21 protein-coding genes are annotated in these 18,060 nt (G+C 67.3%); all 21 read left to right on the forward strand.

The genetic code is table 11. From position 1 onward, the window contains the following. Window positions 1–9 precede the first annotated feature (9 nt). The 21 genes from pyrG to NET02_RS13640 all read left to right on the forward strand — a co-directional run bounded on the left by pyrG (window position 10) and on the right by NET02_RS13640 (window position 17,484). On the forward strand, window positions 10–1,668 hold the full coding sequence (gene pyrG / locus NET02_RS13540; RefSeq protein ID WP_284057959.1) for a CTP synthase: 1,659 nt from the start codon (window positions 10–12) through the stop codon (window positions 1,666–1,668). Window positions 1,669–1,725: 57 nt separating this feature from the next. Next, window positions 1,726–2,016 (forward strand): AtpZ/AtpI family protein, encoded by a 291-nt coding sequence (locus NET02_RS13545; RefSeq protein ID WP_284057960.1) that lies wholly within the window; start codon window positions 1,726–1,728, stop codon window positions 2,014–2,016. Between the two features lie 36 nt (window positions 2,017–2,052). Then, window positions 2,053–2,940: a F0F1 ATP synthase subunit A gene (gene atpB, locus NET02_RS13550; RefSeq protein ID WP_284057961.1), complete on the forward strand. Its 888-nt coding sequence runs from the start codon at window positions 2,053–2,055 to the stop codon at window positions 2,938–2,940. A 106-nt stretch (window positions 2,941–3,046) separates the two neighbouring features. Beyond that, the gene (gene atpE, locus NET02_RS13555) at window positions 3,047–3,292 is read left to right on the forward strand and encodes an ATP synthase F0 subunit C (RefSeq protein WP_284057962.1); all 246 of its coding nucleotides are present in this window, start codon (window positions 3,047–3,049) and stop codon (window positions 3,290–3,292) included. Between the two features lie 223 nt (window positions 3,293–3,515). Beyond that, window positions 3,516–4,025, forward strand: coding sequence for a F0F1 ATP synthase subunit B (gene atpF, locus NET02_RS13560; RefSeq protein ID WP_284057963.1), 510 nt, complete (start codon window positions 3,516–3,518; stop codon window positions 4,023–4,025). Between the two features lie 21 nt (window positions 4,026–4,046). Then, window positions 4,047–4,595, forward strand: a complete 549-nt coding sequence (atpH, locus tag NET02_RS13565; protein WP_284057964.1) for an ATP synthase F1 subunit delta — start codon at window positions 4,047–4,049, stop codon at window positions 4,593–4,595. Window positions 4,596–4,638: 43 nt separating this feature from the next. Next, window positions 4,639–6,171 (forward strand): F0F1 ATP synthase subunit alpha, encoded by a 1,533-nt coding sequence (gene atpA, locus NET02_RS13570; protein ID WP_284057965.1) that lies wholly within the window; start codon window positions 4,639–4,641, stop codon window positions 6,169–6,171. A 25-nt stretch (window positions 6,172–6,196) separates the two neighbouring features. Continuing rightward, window positions 6,197–7,090 carry a F0F1 ATP synthase subunit gamma gene (locus tag NET02_RS13575; protein WP_284057966.1) on the forward strand — a complete coding sequence of 298 codons (894 nt, stop codon included), beginning with the start codon at window positions 6,197–6,199 and terminating at the stop codon, window positions 7,088–7,090. 50 nt (window positions 7,091–7,140) lie between these two features. Beyond that, the gene (gene atpD / locus NET02_RS13580) at window positions 7,141–8,553 is read left to right on the forward strand and encodes a F0F1 ATP synthase subunit beta (RefSeq protein WP_284057967.1); all 1,413 of its coding nucleotides are present in this window, start codon (window positions 7,141–7,143) and stop codon (window positions 8,551–8,553) included. A 21-nt stretch (window positions 8,554–8,574) separates the two neighbouring features. Further along, window positions 8,575–9,033 carry a F0F1 ATP synthase subunit epsilon gene (locus NET02_RS13585; protein WP_284057968.1) on the forward strand — a complete coding sequence of 153 codons (459 nt, stop codon included), beginning with the start codon at window positions 8,575–8,577 and terminating at the stop codon, window positions 9,031–9,033. 42 nt (window positions 9,034–9,075) lie between these two features. Further along, window positions 9,076–10,353 (forward strand): UDP-N-acetylglucosamine 1-carboxyvinyltransferase, encoded by a 1,278-nt coding sequence (gene murA / locus NET02_RS13590; RefSeq protein WP_284057969.1) that lies wholly within the window; start codon window positions 9,076–9,078, stop codon window positions 10,351–10,353. A 124-nt stretch (window positions 10,354–10,477) separates the two neighbouring features. Further along, window positions 10,478–11,071 carry a TlpA family protein disulfide reductase gene (locus NET02_RS13595; RefSeq protein ID WP_284057970.1) on the forward strand — a complete coding sequence of 198 codons (594 nt, stop codon included), beginning with the start codon at window positions 10,478–10,480 and terminating at the stop codon, window positions 11,069–11,071. A 119-nt stretch (window positions 11,072–11,190) separates the two neighbouring features. Continuing rightward, window positions 11,191–11,661 (forward strand): hypothetical protein, encoded by a 471-nt coding sequence (locus NET02_RS13600; RefSeq protein WP_284057971.1) that lies wholly within the window; start codon window positions 11,191–11,193, stop codon window positions 11,659–11,661. A 27-nt stretch (window positions 11,662–11,688) separates the two neighbouring features. Continuing rightward, window positions 11,689–12,132, forward strand: coding sequence for a cytochrome c maturation protein CcmE (locus NET02_RS13605; RefSeq protein ID WP_284057972.1), 444 nt, complete (start codon window positions 11,689–11,691; stop codon window positions 12,130–12,132). Between the two features lie 17 nt (window positions 12,133–12,149). Beyond that, a complete protein-coding gene (locus NET02_RS13610; RefSeq protein ID WP_284057973.1) occupies window positions 12,150–14,138 on the forward strand; it encodes a heme lyase CcmF/NrfE family subunit in 1,989 nt (662 codons plus the stop codon). 139 nt (window positions 14,139–14,277) lie between these two features. Continuing rightward, window positions 14,278–14,691, forward strand: a complete 414-nt coding sequence (locus tag NET02_RS13615; RefSeq protein WP_430981083.1) for a cytochrome c-type biogenesis protein — start codon at window positions 14,278–14,280, stop codon at window positions 14,689–14,691. 10 nt (window positions 14,692–14,701) lie between these two features. Continuing rightward, window positions 14,702–15,076 (forward strand): hypothetical protein, encoded by a 375-nt coding sequence (locus NET02_RS13620; RefSeq protein WP_284057974.1) that lies wholly within the window; start codon window positions 14,702–14,704, stop codon window positions 15,074–15,076. A gap of 92 nt (window positions 15,077–15,168) precedes the next feature. Continuing rightward, the gene (ccmA, locus tag NET02_RS13625) at window positions 15,169–15,843 is read left to right on the forward strand and encodes a heme ABC exporter ATP-binding protein CcmA (protein ID WP_284057975.1); all 675 of its coding nucleotides are present in this window, start codon (window positions 15,169–15,171) and stop codon (window positions 15,841–15,843) included. Further along, on the forward strand, window positions 15,840–16,508 hold the full coding sequence (locus tag NET02_RS13630; RefSeq protein ID WP_284057976.1) for a heme exporter protein CcmB: 669 nt from the start codon (window positions 15,840–15,842) through the stop codon (window positions 16,506–16,508). The genes ccmA and NET02_RS13630 overlap by 4 nt, the downstream gene beginning before the upstream one ends. Before the next feature lie 37 nt (window positions 16,509–16,545). Then, a complete protein-coding gene (gene ccmC / locus NET02_RS13635) occupies window positions 16,546–17,250 on the forward strand; it encodes a heme ABC transporter permease CcmC (protein ID WP_284057977.1) in 705 nt (234 codons plus the stop codon). Window positions 17,251–17,271: 21 nt separating this feature from the next. After that, window positions 17,272–17,484, forward strand: a complete 213-nt coding sequence (locus NET02_RS13640; RefSeq protein ID WP_284057978.1) for a CcmD family protein — start codon at window positions 17,272–17,274, stop codon at window positions 17,482–17,484. Window positions 17,485–18,060 lie beyond the last annotated feature (576 nt).

Raw genomic sequence — 18,060 nt, forward strand, 5'->3', positions numbered from 1 at the left:
GTGCGGGTCATGCCCAAGTACATCTTCGTCACCGGTGGCGTGGTGTCGTCCGTGGGGAAGGGGATCGCGACCGCTGCCATCGGCCGGCTGCTGAAGAGCCGCGGGCTACGGGTCGCCCTGATGAAGCTGGATCCGTATCTCAACGTCGATCCGGGCACCATGTCGCCCTACCAGCACGGCGAGGTCTTCGTGACCGAAGACGGGGCCGAGACCGACCTCGACCTCGGGCACTACGAGCGCTTCACCGATGAGAACCTGAGCCGCGCCTCCAACGTGACCACCGGGCAGGTCTATTCGGCCGTCATTGCGAAAGAACGCCGGGGAGACTACCTGGGGGGCACTGTCCAGGTCATCCCGCATATCACCAACGAGATCAAGGAGCGCATCCGGCTGGTGGCACAACAACACCAGCCGGACGTCGTTGTCGTGGAGGTCGGTGGCACCGTCGGCGACATCGAGGGCCAGCCGTTCCTGGAGGCGATCCGGCAGATGCGCCGGGAGGAGGGTCGGCGGAACGTCCTCTACATCCACGTGACGCTCCTCCCCTATATCCGAAGCACCGGCGAGGTGAAGACCAAGCCCACCCAGCACAGTGTCAAGGAGCTCCGCGCGATCGGCATCCAGCCCGACGTGATCATCTGTCGCACGGATTATCCGGTGGGGGACGACGTGCGGGCCAAGGTGGCGCTGTTCGGCGACGTCGACGAAGATGCCGTCATCCTGCTGCCCACGGCAGAGACGATCTACGAGGTGCCACTGGTGCTCGAGGAGGCAGGCCTGGGCCGCTACATCATGGAACAGTTCAAGTGGCCCGAGACTGAGCCTGACCTCGAAGAGTGGCGATGCCTGGTCGCGCGGCTGAAGGAGCCGCGCCGCCGGGTGCGGATCGCGCTGGTCGGCAAGTACGTCGAGCTGCACGATGCCTACCTGAGCGTCAGCGAGGCGCTCGCCCATGCTGGCCTGGCCCATGGGGTGCAGGTCGAGATCGTCTGGGTCAACTCGGCGACGGCATCGCGGCGGGAGCTCGAGGAGGCTTTGCGGCAGGTGTCCGGCATCGTCGTACCGGGCGGGTTCGGGCCGCGTGGCGTCGAAGGGAAGATCTTGGCGGCTAACTACGCTCGCGAGCGCGAGATCCCGTACCTCGGGCTCTGCTACGGGCTGCATATGGCCGTCATCGAGTTCGCCCGCAACGTGCTGGGGCTGTCCGGTGCCAACAGCACCGAGATCGATCCAGAGAGCCCGCACCCGGTGATCGACCTGATGCCCGACCAGCGCGGCGTCGACATGGGTGGCACGATGCGGCTCGGCCGCTACCCGTGTGCCCTGGTGCCGGGAACCAGGGCAGCGGAGGCGTACGGTACTCCACTCGTCTACGAGCGACACCGCCACCGCTGGGAGGTGAACAACGCCTACCGCGAGCGGTTCGAGGCCGCCGGCTTCGTCGTCAGTGGCCAGTCCCCGGACGGCCGCTTGGTGGAGATTATGGAGCTGCGCGACCACCCCTGGTTCATCGGTGTGCAGTTTCATCCTGAGTTCAAATCCCGCCCCAACCGGCCGCACCCGCTGTTCCACGGGTTCATCGGCGTCGCGAAGGACGTGCTGCGAGAGGGAGACCAGCGACCACTGCCGCTGACCGCGCTGGCCGTAGCCGAACCCGCCCGCGACTAGGTACGGCTCTGGGCAACGCGTTGCGCGGTCTTTCAGTTTGTGATAGGATGCGCAATCGTGAGTGGGTCGGGCAAGCGCCCACTCGGCACGCGGCGGGACTGGCAGACCGTCGGGGCCGCAACAGGTCTCGGATGTTCGGTCGTGACCAGTCTCATCCTGTGTATTGGTGGGGGTGTACTGCTCGACCAGTGGCTCGGTACCGAGCCGGTGCTGACGCTGATCGGCGTGGTGCTGGGCTTGGCCTCGGCTGGGTATCTGCTCTACGAGCTGGCGGTCATCAACCAGCCGGAGAAGGGTCTCCTGAGACGGCGCCGGCCAGCGTCCCGGGAGGATCGTGAGGCCCGCTGACCGGTCGCGAGGAGCGTGTAGCGAGTAGGAGAGCCCGTGGAGCTTCACATCGAAGTCGCTCCGGAGACGTTGTGGCACCTGGAGATCCCTGGTACAGGGATCGCTCTCAATATCACGAACTCGTTCATCACCATGCTGCTCGTCATGGCGTTTCTGGTCATCGCTGGCGCCTTGATCGCGCGCTCGGCCACGCTCGTTCCCGGTCGTATCCAGTCAGTGTTCGAGATCGTCGTCGAGTTCATCCTCAACCTGGTCGAGAGCACCGCCGGCAAGCGGTTCGGCCGCAGCATCTTCCCCCTGATCGGCGGGTTGTTCATCTTCATCATCGTGTCGAACTACTCCGGCCTGCTGCCGGGAGTGGGCACCATCGGGATCTGGCACGAGGAAGCGGCAGAGAGCGCGAAGCTGGCGGCTGCCGCGGGAGCCAGCGGGGAGAGCGCGTCCGAGGCGCATCGCGTCCTGGTGCCGCTGTTCCGCTCGCCGAGCGCTGACCTGAACATGACCCTGGCGATGGCCCTGCTCAGCTATGTGACGTTCCAGTTCCTCGGTATCCGGGCGCACGGCGTGTGGGGACGCCTCAAGCACATGGCGAACCCGCCGTTCCTCTTCCCCATCGAGGTGATCAGCGAATTCTCGCGCATCGTCTCGCTGTCGTTCCGACTCTTCGGCAACATCTTCGCCGGCGAGGCCCTGCTCACGGTGATGTACGGGATCGCCAACGCCATCAAGTTCTCGGTGGTGGGATTGCTCATCCCGGTCGTATTTCTGTACCTGGAAGTGCTCTTCGGCTTCATCCAGGCTCTGGTTTTCGCGCTGCTCACGCTGATCTACATCACGCTCGCGGCCGCGGACAGCCATGCGGGACACGGCGAGCAGCATGACCTCGCGCAGGCGCCTGCAAGGGCGAAGGCATCGGGCGACTAGTGGTCGTTCCTTGGCGTGTGGACGGTTGCCCGGGAGGGCATCGGGTTCGGTCGGTAGAGGGCTGGGCCGAAGCGAGCGGAGTGCCCAGCGAAGGGAGGTAAAGGGCGTGTTCTCCAATGTCACGAATCCGGCGGTGGTCGTTCCCCTGGCGGCTGCGCTGGCCATCGGCCTGGGCGCGCTGGGGCCGGGTATCGGTATCGGGCTGGCGGTCCGAGGCGCGATGGACGCAATCGGACGCAATCCGGAGGCGGAGGGCGCTGTCCGGCTGACGATGATCATCGGTGCCGCTCTGGCCGAGGCGGTCGCGATTTACGCCTTCGTGGTGGCGCTGATCATCGCGTTCGTCTTGTAGGAGAGCGCCTGGCGCTCTCTCGCTTGCCACGGCTCTGGAGAGCGTGCGAGACCCGGCCCGGCAGCGCCCCGGATGCCCGTGGGCGCTGCCGAATCTGCTGGGTCGGGTTATGCTATGTGGTAACGGTGCCGCTCCGGACCAGCTCGGGTGGGACTGGCCGGGCGGGTGCCGGCTCGATACAGTACAGCAACTGTAAGGCGCAGACGGCAGTAAGGGAGCAGCCATGGGCGCGCTGGGAGTCACCTGGACGAACCTTCTTATCCAGCTCATCGCGTTCATCGTCTTTATCGTGATCTTCTGGAAGCTGGCGCTCGGCCCGATCACCAGGATGATCGACCAGCGCCAGGAGCGCATCCGGGAGGGGATCGAGGCCGCCGACCGGATGAAGCGTGAGCTGGCAGAGACGCAGGCACGCAACGAGGAGATCATCGCCGAAGCCCGGCGCGAGGCGCAGAGGATCTTGGCCAGCGCGCGGGAAAGTGCCGACCAGTTCCTAGCGCGCGCCCGCGAGCAGGCACAGGAGCAGGCGGAACAGATCATCGCTCAGGCCCGTGAGGCGATCGAGACAGAGCGGCAGCGGGCCTGGGACGAGCTGCGCCGCGATGTCGCCGATCTCGCGATCACGGCCGCGACCAAGATCATCCGGCAGGAACTCGACCGGAAGCGCCATCTGGCTCTGATCGAAGAGACGCTGGCCGAGGTCGGGAACGGCCGCTTGCCGAAGGCGCAGTAGCCAGTGGAGGGTGAGGCAGCGATGGCTGTCGCGGGCGTTGCCAAGCGCTATGCCCAGGCCGCGTTCGAGATCGCCAAGGCACACAATGCGCTCGAGCACTGGGAGCGCGATCTCCAGGCCTTCCGGTCTGCGCTGCAGGAAGACACGCTCCTGGAGTTCTTCGACAATCCAGCGATTCCCTTCGAAGCGAAGGCCCAGGTCCTGAGCGAGCTGTTTCCCGCGGAGGGCGAGCAGCGGTACATTCGCAACCTGATCACACTGTTGCTGGAGCGGGGGCGCCTGCACCAGTTGCCGGATGTCGTCGAAGCGTTCCACGAGTTCGTCCTGCAGGAGCGGGGCGTGGTGCGGGCGGAGGCGATCACGGCCGTCGAGCTGGCACCCGAGGAGATTGAGCGGCTCCAGCAGCGCCTGCGGCAGGCTCTGGGACGCGAGGTGCAGCTCAGCGTGCGAGTGGACCCGGACGTGATCGGAGGGATTATCATTCGAATCGGCGATGAGGTGATCGACGCCAGCGTCCGGACTCAGCTCCAGGCGCTGCGCCGCCAGCTTACCGGCACGGCGGCGGCGTGAGCGGGATGGTCAGCGAGGCATCGGGCAACGATCAGGAGGAGCCATGTCCGTCCGACCGACCGAGATAACCGAAATCCTCAAGCAGCAGATCGAGCAGTACGGAACGCGCATGGTCGTCACCAACGTCGGCCACGTCGTCCAGGTCGGCGATGGGATCGCGACTGTGCACGGTCTCCGCGATGTCATGTCGAGCGAGCTGGTCGAGTTCGAGAACGGCGTGATGGGGATCGCCTTCAACCTCCTCGAAGACTCGGTCGGCGTCATCATCATGGGTGACTATACCGGCATCGAGGAGGGCGACGAGGTGCGAGCGACGGGCCGCATCGCCTCGGTGCCCGTCGGCCCGGCCCTCATCGGGCGTGTCGTCAACGCGCTGGGCGAACCGATCGACGGCAAGGGGCCGATCCAGGCCGACAAGTTCCGGCCGATCGAGCGGATCGCGCCCGGCGTGGTGAAGCGCCAGAACGTCGATACCGCGCTACAGACCGGCCTGAAGGCGATCGACAGCATGATCCCGATCGGCCGGGGGCAGCGCGAGCTGATCATCGGTGACCGCCAGACGGGAAAGACGGCGATCGCGCTCGACACCATCATCAACCAGAAGGGCACCGGCGTCATCTGCATCTACGTCGCCATCGGGCAGAAGCGAGCCCAGGTGGCGCAGACGGTGGCTGTGCTCGAGCGCGAGGGTGCCATGGATCACACCATCGTGGTCGCGGCGACAGCGTCCGACCCGGCGCCGCTCCAGTACATTGCACCCTATGCCGGCTGCGCGATGGGTGAAGAGATCATGGAGAGCGGCGGGGACGCGCTGATCGTGTACGACGACTTGAGCAAGCACGCGTGGGCGTATCGGCAGGTTTCCCTGTTGATGCGGCGCCCGCCCGGCCGCGAGGCGTACCCAGGCGATATCTTCTACCTGCACTCCCGCTTGCTCGAGCGGGCGGCGCGGCTTCACAATGACCTCGGGGGCGGCAGCCTGACCGCGCTGCCGATCGTCGAGACCCAGGCCAATGACGTCTCGGCGTACATTCCGACCAACGTGATCTCGATCACCGACGGCCAGATCTATCTGGAGCCGGATCTCTTCTACGCCGGTATCCGGCCCGCCATCAACGTCGGCCTGTCCGTCTCGCGAGTGGGAGGCGCGGCCCAGATTCGCGCCATGCGCCAGGTGGCTGGTCGGCTGCGCCTGGAGCTGGCCCAGTTCCGGGCACTGGCCGCGTTTGCCCAGTTCGGATCTGACCTCGACCCGGCCACGAAGCGACAGATCGACCGCGGCCTCCGGCTGACCGAGGTGCTCAAGCAGCCCCAGTACCAGCCGATGCCGGTCGAGGAGCAGGTGGCGATTATCTGGGTGGCGACCAACGGCTACCTCGACGATGTCCTGGTGGAGCACGTGCGCGAGTTCGAGCGCCAGTATCTCGACTACCTGCGGACCAGCCACCCGGAGGTTCTGCGCCGGATCGCCGAGGAGCGCGAGCTGAAGGACGATCTGGTGGAGCAGATGCGCTCGATCGTGCAGGAGTTCAAGCGAGCGATCTGGACTCCGCCGGCAGAGCGGGTGCTGGTGTAGGCGTGCGGATAAGGGGAGTTGAACGGTGCCGCAAGCGGTAACGCCCCGTGAAATCCGGCGGCGCATTCGCAGCATTCGCAACACGGCCCAGATTACCCGGGCCATGGAGATGGTCGCCGCATCGAAGATGCGGCGCGCCCAGCAGCAGGTCGTCTCGGCCCGGCCGTATGCCGAACGTATCCGGCTGATGATCGGCGACCTGGCGGCGATGACCAGCCCGGCCGAGGAGATCCGTACCTTTCCCCTGCTGGCCAAGCGGCCGATCCGGCGCGTGCAGGTCATCCTGATCACCTCCGATCGCGGGTTGGCCGGCGCGCTCAACACCAACCTGATCCGCCGGGCCGTCGAGTTCATGACGCACGAGCGCCCAGAGCCGCTGGAGAACTTCGACATCGTGGCGGTCGGGCGCAAGGGTCGTGACTGGCTCGTGCGGTACGGCTGGCCGATGGTGGCCGAGTTCACGAGGCTCTCCGACAACCCGACGATCGAGGCGATCCGGCCGATCGCGGAGATTGCCACCACAGACTTCATCAACGGGAAGGTCGACGCGGTCTTCGTCATCTATATGCACTTCATCAACACGTTGCGCCAGGAGCCGCGGGTACTCCAGCTCCTGCCGATCGAGCCTCCCGAGGAAGTTGGGGAGATCGCCGACTACATCTTCGAGCCTAGCCCCGCTGCAGTGCTTCAGGCGCTGCTCCCGCGGTTCATCGAGGTGCAGCTCTACCGGGCCCTGCTGGAGGCGGTGGCGAGCGAGCACAGCGCCCGCATGGTGGCGATGCGCAACGCGACGCAGAACGCGCTCGACCTGGTCGATGAGCTTACCCTGACCTACAACAAGGCGCGCCAGGCGCAGATTACGCGCGAGGTCAGCGAGATCGCCGCGGGTGCGAACGCGCTGGGTTCGGTCCAGGCCTGAGTTCGCGGAACGTCGAAGGATTCGTGACCGTTCGGAGAGGCAGCGAGCCAATGACAGTCGCAGTCGCAACCGGGAAGATCGTCCAGATTCAGGGCGTCGTGGTCGACGTGGAGTTCCCGCCCGATCAGCTCCCGGAGATCTACAACGCCCTGATCGTCGAGCGGGAGGGCCAGGAGCCTCTGGTCCTCGAGGTGCAGCAGCACCTGGGCAACGATTGGGTGCGCGCCGTCGCCATGTCGACGACGGACGGCTTGCGGCGAGGCATGCCGGTCATCGACACCGGCGAGCCGATCAAGGTGCCGGTGGGGCCACCGACGCTGGGTCGCATCTTCAACGTCGTCGGACAGCCGATCGACGAGCAGGGCCCGGTGCCCGAAGACGCCGAGCGCTACCCGATCCACCGGCCAGCCCCGTCCTTCGAGGAGCAATCCACCCAGGTCGAGGTCTTCGAGACCGGGTTGAAGGTGATCGACCTGGTCGCGCCCTTCACCAAGGGTGGGAAGACCGGCGTATTCGGCGGCGCTGGCGTGGGCAAGACCGTCATCATCATGGAGCTGATCCGCAACATCGCGGCCGAGCACGGTGGCTACTCGGTCTTCTGCGGCGTCGGTGAGCGGACGCGCGAGGGCACCCAGCTCTGGGGCGAGATGCACGAGTCGGGCGTCATCGACAAAACGGTGCTGGTCTTCGGGCAGATGAACGAGCCGCCCGGAGCCCGGCTCCGCGTCGGGCTGACCGGCCTGACCATGGCCGAGTACTTCCGTGACGAGGGCCGCGACGTCCTTCTCTTCATCGATAACATCTTCCGCTTCGTGCAGGCCGGCTCCGAGGTGTCGGTGCTCCTGGGCCGCATGCCGAGCGCGGTGGGTTACCAGCCGACGCTGGGCACTGACATGGGCCAGCTTCAGGAGCGCATCACCTCGACCAAGCGGGGCTCGATCACCTCGGTGCAGGCCATCTACGTCCCCGCCGACGACTACACCGATCCGGCTCCGGCAACCACGTTCGCGCACCTCGACGCCACCATCGCGCTGGAGCGCTCGATCGCGGAGCAGGGGCTCTATCCGGCGGTCGACCCGCTGGCTTCGACCTCGCGCATCCTCGACCCGAACATCGTCGGCCAGGAGCACTACGAGGTGGCTCGGGAGGTGCAGCGCGTGCTCCAGCGCTACCGTGACCTGCAAGACATCATCGCCATCCTCGGCGTCGAGGAGCTGAGCGAAGAAGACAAGCTGACGGTGGCGCGAGCCCGCAAGATCCAGCGCTTCCTCTCCCAGCCGATGTTCGTAGCCGAGGCGTTTACCGGGCGTCCGGGGCGGTATGTCCCGCGGCACGAGACAGTGCGCGGCTTCAAGGAGATCCTGGAGGGCAAGCACGACTCGCTGCCCGAGCAGGCGTTCTACATGGTGGGGACGATCGACGAGGCGGTCGAGCGCGCCGAGGAGATGGCCCGGCAGGCTTGACGCCGGTCCGGAGTAGACTGCATGGCAAAGTTGAAAGTGGAAGTCATCACCGGCGAGCGCGTCGTCTACGAGGCCGACGACGTCGATATGGTCATTGCGCCCGGTGCTGAGGGGGCGCTCGGCATCCTGCCCCGGCATGCGCCGCTGATCTCGCTGCTGTCGATGGGCGAGATGCGCATCCGCAAAGGCAACGACGAGCAGTCGCTGGCGGTGTTCGGTGGCTTCATCGAAGTCGCCAATAACGTGGTGCGCGTGCTGGCCGACACGGCCGAGCGGGCCGAGGAGATCGACCTCGCGCGCGCGGAGGAGGCGCGCCAGCGGGCACAGGCACGCCTGCAGCAGCGGACAGCCGAGATCGACCGGGCCCGGGCCGAGGCGGCCTTCCGCCGGTCGCTGATCCGGCTCCAGGTGGCGCGCAAGCGCCGGGCACGGCAGGGTATGGGTTCCGGCGCCTCCGGGCCGATCGAAGGCCAGGGGTAGGCTGGCCTGGCTGAGCTCCGCCGGCTGAGAGAGGAGCGAGCCGTGGTCGTGACGACCGCAGCCCAGACGATCGTCGTCCGGGGAGGCAACCGGCTCGTCGGGCGAGTCTCCATCGACGGCGCCAAGAACGCGGCGTTGCCGGCGATGGCGGCCGCGCTCCTCACCGAGGAAGAGTGCATCCTCGAGAACGTGCCGGTGCTCGAGGACGTCCTAGTCATGGTCGAGCTCCTCCGGTGGCTGGGGGCCGACGTGGAGTTCGACCAGCAGAACCACCGCGTCCGCATCTGCGCTGCCGGCATCCGCGAATTCGAGGCCCCCGAGCACCTGGTCGCGCGGATGCGCGCGTCCTTCCTCGTGACCGGGCCGCTGCTCGCGCGCTTCGGGCGCGCGCGCTCTTCTCCGCCTGGGGGGTGCCAGCTCGGGACGCGGCCCGTCGATGTCGACCTGCGCGGGTTCCGCAAGATGGGAGCGACCATCGAGGAGCGAGACGACGGCTACGATATGCGAGCTAGCCGCCTGCGCGGGGCTGAGATCTACATGGACTATCCGAGCAACACCGGTACCTACAACGTCTTGATGGCGGCGACCCTGGCCCAGGGTTCTACGACCATCGTCAACGCTGCGGCGGAGCCCGAAATCGTCAATCTCGGCGCGATCCTGTCCGATATGGGAGCGCGCATCTCCGGCGTGGGGACACCGAAGATCCGGGTGCAAGGGGTCGATCGGCTGCGCGGCTACCGGGCCTCGATCCTCCCGGATCGCCTCGAGGCGGGGACGCTCGCCATCGGCGCGGCGATCACTCGTGGGGAGGTCGTGCTCGATCACGTCTCCGAGCCAGATATGCTTCCGCTCACGTACAAGCTGCGCGAGGCGGGCGCCGAGGTATGGTGGAGCGAGCACTCGATGCTGGTGCGCGGGCCGGAGCGGCTGGTCGCGACCGAGATCCAGGCGCTACCGTTCCCCGGCTTCCCGACCGATCTCCAGGCGGCCTTCGCCGTGCTGATGACGCAGGCGCACGGCCGCAGCCGCATCTTCGAGCGCGTGTTCAGCGATCGCTTGCGCTATGCGGACGAACTCCGGAAGATGGGCGCCCAGATCACCGTCGTGGGCAAGCAGGAGGCCCTCATCGACGGCCCTTCGCGGCTGCGCGGCGCTGAAGTTCGGGCCCTGGACATCCGCAGCGGTGCCTGCCTCGTGCTCGCGGGGCTGGTTGCGGAGGGAGAGACGCGCATCGTCGACGCGCACCACCTGCGCCGGGGCTACGAGGACATCGTGGGGAAGTTCCGAGCCCTGGGAGCAGACATCGCATACGAGGGCTAAAGACCGGGCGCAGGGCGCGTCTCGGCGTGGTGATTTTCCTGACTTTGCGGGCGTGGCCTGGTGATGAATACTTGGAAAGCCACGCACAGGCCGCGTGGCTGAGCCGGCGATGGGAGGAGCGAGCGTGGAGTCGCTGGCGACGCCAGGCGTGCGCAGCCGGATACTCCCCCTCATCGTGAGCGCCGCGGTGCTGGCCCTCCTGGGGATTCTCACCTATGCCGTCGCCTCTCCGCGGGCCTCTTCCGAGCTGGGGGTCGGCGGGCGGGTCAATACCGCTGGCAAGCTGATCCGCTTCGAGCCGCGGCCGGCCACCGGCTTCACGCTCGCGACGTTCGATGGCCAATCGATGTCTCTCGCTCAGTACCGGGGCAAGACGGTGGTCATCAACTTCTGGGCGTCCTGGTGTCCCCCGTGCCGGGAGGAAGCGCCGATCCTCCAGCAGTTCGCCGCGCGTCATGCCGGAGGCGACGTCGTCTTGCTCGGAATCGATGTCTGGGACAAGGAACCCGACGCGCGTGCCTTTCTCGCAGAGTTTGGCCTGACCTACCCCAACGCCCTGGATGTCGACGGGCGTGTCTCCATCGAGTACGGGGTGTCCGGGGTGCCGGAGACCTACGTCGTCGGGCCCGATGGCCGGCTGCTGGGCAAGTACACCGGCCCGGTCCAGTCGGTGGACCATCTGGAGTCGATCGTCCGCGCGCTCGGGGGCGGCTCGTGAGCCCCGCCGCCGGACGAGCAGGCAGCGCGTACCTGCGGTGCTCGAACGCTGGCTACCCTCGCGGGGTGCCACGACAGGAGCTGAGTGGACGGTGTTGGTGAGAGCGGTGCGAGCGAACGGTGGAGGTTGCGGCTATCGCGCGGATCGTCCTGCGGGTGGTGCACGCCCTCGCGGCGGTGATCTGGCTGGGCGGTGGGCTGTACTACATGCTCGCGGTGCGACCGTTGCGCCGGGGATCAGGACCGCAGGCGCTGGAGGTGGCCCAACGAGCGCAGGAAGGGTTCCGCCGGTGGTCGATGGCGGCGACGGCGTTGCTGGTAGGCTCAGGCGTGGCGCTCATGTTCGACCGGCTGTCGGATGGGCAGGGTACGCTCAGCTACGTGGCGCTGCTGGCGACGAAAGTGGTAGCCGGTGGGCTGGCGTTGTGGCTCGCCTGGTCGGTTCGCCCGCGGCGCGCTGGCACGGCTCGCTCGGTCCGCTGGGCATTCGGCTCCGGTTGGGCGATCCTGGTCCTCGGCACGGTTGCCTACGTGCTCGGGGTGCTGCTCTCAGTGCTGTATCCGCCTGATCCGGGCGCCGGTTTCCGCTGAGGTGCACGGCATGAGAGGGGAGACGAGTTGAGCGGGACAGCCTTGGCACAGCCGGTGGAGAAGAGCCGGCGGCGCTGGTTCGACTTGCGGCTTCTGGTGGCAGCGCTGGCGATCGCCGGCGCGGTCGGCTATCTGATGTACACCGGGCTCCAGAGTACCGCTGCCTCCTACTTCGTCACGGTGAGCGAGCTCCAGCAGCGGGCCGCAGAGGTCGAGGGCAAGCGAGTACGGGTCGGAGGCGACGTGGTGCCTGGCTCGATCAGGATGGGCGGCCCCGGCGAGCCGATCCACTTCGAGATCACCGACGGCACGAGCCGGCTCGCCGTCGTCTACGAGGGCGTGTTGCCGGACATCTTCGCCGATGGGCGTCATGTGATCGTCGAAGGGACGTTTCGCTCGAGCCAGCCGATCCACGCTGACACCTTGTTGACGCAGTGCCCCTCTCGCTTCGAGTCGACACCGGGGCAGTAGCTCGAGGGAGAGAGCCAGTGTCAGAACTGGGCTCGGGCGCTCTAATCATCGCGCTCATGCTCGCCGTGTACGGGCTTGCGGCCAGCCTCCTCGGAGCGCGGCGCCATGTCCCGGAACTGGTGACCAGCGCGGTACGCGCCACCTGGGGCGTAACGCTCCTCGTCGCGACCGCCGTTATCGCTCTGGTGAGCGCGTTTCTCACGCATGACTTCCGGCTGGCGTACGTTGCTGGCCGTTCGAGCCGCGACATGCCGACCCACTACGTGCTGGCGGCCTTCTACGGCGGGCAGGAGGGTAGCCTGCTGTACTGGGTGATGATCGTCGGCATCCTCGGGTCGCTGGCGCTCTACATCCATCGCCGGAGCGACCGGGCGCTGATCCCGTACGTGACCGCGACCATCCTCTCGGTGATGGCGCTACTCCTGTTCATCCTCACCTTCGTCGCGAATCCGTTCGAGCTGTTGCCGGTCACGCCGATCGACGGCGCGGGACTGAACCCGCTCCTGCGCGATCCTGGCATGATGGTACACCCGCCACTTCTGCTGGCCGGCTACGCGAGCTTCACCGTGCCCTTCGCTTTCGCGATGGCCGCGCTGATCACGGGCCGGCTAGGCGCTGAGTGGCTGCGGTCTATTCGCCGCTGGACGCTGGTGGCCTGGGGCGTGCTCGGCTGCGGCCTGCTGGCCGGCGCGTGGTGGGCCTACCACGTCCTCGGCTGGGGCGGGTACTGGGGCTGGGATCCGGTCGAAAACGTGGCGCTCTTGCCCTGGCTGACCTCGACCGCCTTTCTCCATTCAGTCATCGTGCAAGAGCGCCGGGGCATGCTCAAGGTCTGGAACCTCTCGCTCCTCCTGGCCTCGTTTATCCTCTCCGTCTTCGGGACGTTCGTGGTGCGCAGCGGGCTCCTGTCCTCGGTTCACGCCTTCGCAGTGTCCAAGGTCGGCCCGTGGTTCCTGCTCTACCTGGCAGCGGTGGCCGTCGTTGGCATCGGCCTGCTGATCTACCGGCTGCCGGCGCTGCAGAGCGACCGGGTCATCGAGTCGATGACCTCGCGCGAGTCGGGGTTCCTGCTCAACAACCTGCTCTTCGCCGCGCTGGCCTTCGCGACCTTCTGGGGCACCGTCTTCCCGCTGTTCAGCGAGCTGTTCTGGAGCACCAAGCTGACGGTCGGCCCGCCGTTCTACAACCAGGTGAACGGCCCGCTGCTGCTCGTCCTCCTGGTGCTGATGGGGGTCGGGCCGATGCTGGCGTGGCGCCGCACCGATCCTCGCCTCTTGCTGCGAAACCTGCGCTGGCCCCTGCTCGCCGGGCTAGTGACCGCCAGCGGGCTGCTCGTCTGGCTCGGGAGGCCGCTGGCCGCGGCCGCGTTCGCCGCGGTGGCCTTCACCACGCTGGTCACGCTTCTAGAGTATCTCCGGGCCGCTCGGGCACGGCGTCGCGCGAACCGGGAGAGCTACCTGGCGGCCCTCGGCCAGCTCCTGCGCCGGAACAACCGCCGGTACGGCGGCTACCTGGTGCACCTCGCGGTGCTCGTCATGGCCATCGGGGTGATTGCCTCGAACTTCTTCCAGGTTGAACGACAGTTCCTGGTCCGACCTGGAGAGACCGGAACGATCGGGCCCTACACGATCGTCTATCGTGGGCTCGACGATCGGCAGACCGCCGATGCCGAGGTGGTCGCGGCGAAGGTCGACATCTACCGCGGCGGTGTGCTCCGAGACTCGGTCGAGAGCTACCGGTACTTCTATCGGAACTACGAAGATCAGCCCACCGCGCGCATGGGCATCGCCACGATCGGCCTGGACGATGTCTACGTGGTGCTGGACCGGTGGGAGGATGACGGCACCGCGAGCCTGCGCGTCTACATCAACCCGCTGGTCATCTGGATCTGGATCGGCGGGGCTGTCTACATTCTCGCTACACTGACGTTGTTCTGGCCGCAGCCGGCTCTGGCCCGCCAGCGCGCCGGCAGGCTCGTCCGGGGGGTGGTTCCGAGTGAGGCGTGAGCTGTGGCCGACCGCGCCAGGCCAGCGTATGCCGGTCCTCGATCGACGGGGGCCTAGCCGACACGCCGTCTGGGCGCGACCGGCTGCGCGAGGCAGAGGCATCGCGGTTCTGGTCCTCGCGCTCGCCGTGCTATTCGCCGTGTCGATACCGCTCCCGGTCTGGGCGGAAGAGCCGCTCTCGCCTGAGGCGCTGGCGATCGCCAACGAGCTGAACTGCCCGGTGTGCGAGGGGCAGAGCGTCCGGGATTCGAACTCGCAGCTCGCCCGGCAGATGCGGCAAGTGATCCAGCAGAAGCTCGATGCTGGCGAATCTCCGGACCAGATCAAGGCCTACTTCGTCGAGCGCTACGGGATCGGGATCTTGAGGGAGCCGCCGAAGCAGGGGTTCACCTGGGCGCTCTGGTGGGGGCCAGTCGTCGGGCTCGTCTTCGGCGCGGCCGTGCTCTATGCCTATCTGTCGCGACGAGCTGCCGCAGCCCAACGTCAGGATTCCGACCTCGACACCGAGGATCTGCGCAGGCTCGAAGAGCGGCTGCTCTCGGAGGCGGAGTGACGGAGCGACCATGATCGCAAGCTATCTCGTCCTCGCACTTCTCGCAGTCATCGTTTTCGCCCTGGTGCTCCAGCCGCTGCTTGCTGCCAGGCGCCGGCGAGATACCAGCGGAATCCCCGCTGTGTTCCTCGATTTGCTGGCACAGCGCGATGCGCTGCTACAGGCGTTGCGCGATCTCCAGATCGATCGCGAGACCGGGAAGCTCAGCGAAGAAGACTACCAGATGGCGCGGCTCGTTTTTCTCCGCGAAGCGGCGGTCGTCTTGAGCCAGCTCGAAGCGCTCGAGGAACAGCTCGACCTGGAGGTGGAGCACGAGATCGCTCACCTGCGCGAGCTGGCGCGGGAAGTTCGCCCGCTCCCAGGATCGGTGAGCACATCCTCATGATGGCCGTAGCCGGTCCCGATGTAGCCCGGACAGAGACTCCCCCAGGTCCCACGGCCGCCGCCCTGGCTGCCCCAGCGGTCGAGGCCACTGGCTTGACCAAGCGGTACGGAAATCGCCTGGCGCTGCACGACGTCTCGCTGCGAGTCGACCCTAGCGAGTGCGTCGGTATCTTCGGGCCGAACGGGGCCGGAAAGTCGACGCTCCTCCGGGTGCTTTCGACACTGGCGCGCCCCACAGCCGGGCGGGTACGCTGCTGCGGCCTCGAGATGCCCGCTCAGGCGAGCGAGATGCGACGGCTCGTCGGTGTCGTCGGGCACCAGACGTATCTGTACGACGACCTGACCGTCTGGGAGAACCTGGACTTCTACGCGCGGCTGTACGGGCTGCGCGACGCGGGAGACCGGATCCGGCAGGTGCTCGACCTGCTCGGGCTCGGCGACCGGACGGAGGAGCGTGTCCGCGCGCTCTCGCGTGGCCTGCAGCAACGGCTCGCGATTGCCCGAGCGATCCTGCACCGGCCGCGGGTACTTCTTCTCGATGAGCCGGATACCGGTCTGGACCGCGAAGGACGCGATCGACTCGCCAGCATCATCGGCGAGCAGGTGAGACTCGGTGGCGCGGTCGTGTTGACGACCCACGCCGTCGAGTTCGGCTGCCAGGTGGCCTCACGCGTGCTGTTCCTCGACCGCGGGCGGCTGCTCTGGGAGCGACCGGCCAGCGGGGATCTGGTCGACGAGCTCGAACGACAGCTCCGGAGGCGAGCGTGACCGCCGCGCGGCAGATCTACGCCATCGTTAGGAAAGATCTCTTGCTGGAGCTGCGGGCGCGCGAGCAGGTTACCGGGATGGCCGTCTTCGCCTTGCTGACGCTGGTTACCTTCAACTTCGCCTTCGACCTGACCGGCGCGGATCGAGCCGCCAGCGGCTCGGGCGCGCTCTGGGTCGCGATCATCTTCGCCGGCCTGCTCGGGATGGGGCGCGCAGCGGCGATCGACCGCCAGCAGGGAGCCTGGGAAGGCGTGCTGCTGAGCCCGGTTGACCGCGGTACGATCTTCCTCGGCAAGCTGGCGAGCGCGCTGCTGTTCATCGGGATCGTCGAGGCCCTGGCGCTGGCCGTCTTCGCCGCGCTCTTCTCCCTGCCGGTGCTGCACCCGATGGTCTTGCTCGTCGTCTGCCTGGGCACGGTGGGGTTCGGCACGCTGGGCACGCTGTTCTCGGTGATGGCGGCCACGACGCGGGCGCGCGAGGTGATGCTCCCGGTGTTGCTCTTCCCCCTCTCGCTCCCGATCGTTATCAGCGCGGTGCGCGCCACCACGCTGCTGCTGACCGATCGCCAGGCCGAGGTGGGACCCTGGATCAGCCTGCTGCTGGGATTCGACGTGCTGTTTCTCGGGATCTCGTATGTCGTCTTCGGGCATGCCGTGGAGGAATAGCATCGCTCATCGACGGAGCGGGAAGGAGTAGCGGTACATGGCCAGCGTCGCCACTCGACGGTCAGCCGAAACATGGAGCCGTGCCCTCGGCTGGCTCTCGGTCGTCCTGGTCGCGATCTCGGTCGGGATGATCTTCCTGTACGCGCCGAGCGACCGGGTGCAGGGAGCCGCGCAGCGGATCTTCTACATCCATCTGCCGGCGGCATGGCTGGCATACCTCTCGTTCTTCATCATCTTCGTCAGTAGTATCGCCTACCTCGCCCGGCGCCACCCGCGCTGGGATCGTTTGGCCCGCTCAGCGGCCGAGCTCGGTTTCGTGTTCACGACCATCGTACTGTTGACGGGCTCGATCTGGGGCCGCCCGATATGGGGCACCTGGTGGACCTGGGACGCGCGCTTGACGACCACGTTGATCCTCTGGTTCATCTATTTGGCCTACTTCATGCTGCGTGCCTACGTCAGCGACCCGGAACGCGGCGCGCGCTACGCCGCGGTGCTCGGGATCGTCGGGTTCGTCGATGTGCCGATCATCCACATGTCCGTGCGCTGGTGGCGGACGCTCCACCCGGAGCCGATCGTGGTGCGCGCCGAGGGGCCGGCGATGCCTGATACGATGCTCTATACGCTGATCGTTGCCCTGGTGGCCTTCATGGCCCTGTATGTCTTCCTGCTGATCGAGAAGTACCGCGTAGAGCGGATGAAGGACGAGCTCGCGGAAGTGCGGCTCCAGCACGGCGTTTGACCGAGCGGGAGGATCATCGAGATGCAGGACAACCTGGTGTATCTCTTCGCGGCATTCTTCGTCACCTGGCTGATCATGGGTGGCTACTTGCTGTCGCTTCGGCGACAGGTAGAGAATGTGCGGGAGGAGGTCGAGGCGCTGCGGCGTGAGCAGCGGGAGTCTGTCGCGGCGAGCGGCTTGGCACCGGGAGCGCCCGACTCCTCGCGGGTAGCCGCCTCCGAAGAACCTTCCTGATCGACCGCCTGCTGATCGGATCGAAGTGCGCAGCGCCGGTCACGGCTTACCCGTAACGTGATCCGGCGACCCTCACTTCTACGGCTCGGCCCGATCAGGCGACAGTCCGTCGGGACAGGCCTCCGTGCTCGCCCCTCGCCGGGCCGCTCCCGGCCATCGGGCAATCACCGGGCGACCACATGGGGGCGCCCCGCCCAAGCAACCACCCGTAGGGGCAGGCCCCCGTGCCTGCCCTCGTACGGGGCAACGACGGGCATCGGGCAACCACGGGGGGTGCCCCGACCGACCCGAGCCCCGCCTCCGCGAACGGACGCCCCTCCCCTCTGGCCACCCAGCCTGCCTCTCGGTAGCATAGACCTGTCGCGGCGCGCTCCCTTCCGCCCGCCCCCCGCCTCCGCCTCCGAAGGCAGCCGCCAGCGACGCGCCGGCCCCGGCACACCGGTCGGGCCGGCGCCTGCGGCCGGTCGCGGTGGGACGAGAGGAGGCACACCGGTGCGCGCGCGACGACTCGCCTGGCTGCTCTCGCTGGGCCTGGTGGCCGGGGCGCTGGCGGGCGCCGTCGTCCCGGCCGGGGCG

The sequence above is a fragment of the Thermalbibacter longus genome, assembly GCF_023806485.1.
Classification (GTDB): Bacteria; Chloroflexota; Chloroflexia; order Thermomicrobiales; family Thermomicrobiaceae; genus Thermalbibacter; species Thermalbibacter longus.

Bases quoted from the DNA above. Each gene is read 5' to 3' on its own strand.
- pyrG (WP_284057959.1), top strand. From the start codon at position 10: ATGCCCAAGTACATCTTCGTCACCGGTGGCGTGGTGTCGTCCGTGGGG.
- atpF (WP_284057963.1), top strand. From the start codon at position 3,516: ATGGGCGCGCTGGGAGTCACCTGGACGAACCTTCTTATCCAGCTCATC.
- atpH (WP_284057964.1), top strand. From the start codon at position 4,047: ATGGCTGTCGCGGGCGTTGCCAAGCGCTATGCCCAGGCCGCGTTCGAG.
- atpA (WP_284057965.1), top strand. From the start codon at position 4,639: ATGTCCGTCCGACCGACCGAGATAACCGAAATCCTCAAGCAGCAGATC.
- atpD (WP_284057967.1), top strand. From the start codon at position 7,141: ATGACAGTCGCAGTCGCAACCGGGAAGATCGTCCAGATTCAGGGCGTC.
- NET02_RS13585 (WP_284057968.1), top strand. From the start codon at position 8,575: ATGGCAAAGTTGAAAGTGGAAGTCATCACCGGCGAGCGCGTCGTCTAC.
- NET02_RS13620 (WP_284057974.1), top strand. From the start codon at position 14,702: ATGATCGCAAGCTATCTCGTCCTCGCACTTCTCGCAGTCATCGTTTTC.
- ccmC (WP_284057977.1), top strand. From the start codon at position 16,546: ATGGCCAGCGTCGCCACTCGACGGTCAGCCGAAACATGGAGCCGTGCC.
- NET02_RS13640 (WP_284057978.1), top strand. From the start codon at position 17,272: ATGCAGGACAACCTGGTGTATCTCTTCGCGGCATTCTTCGTCACCTGG.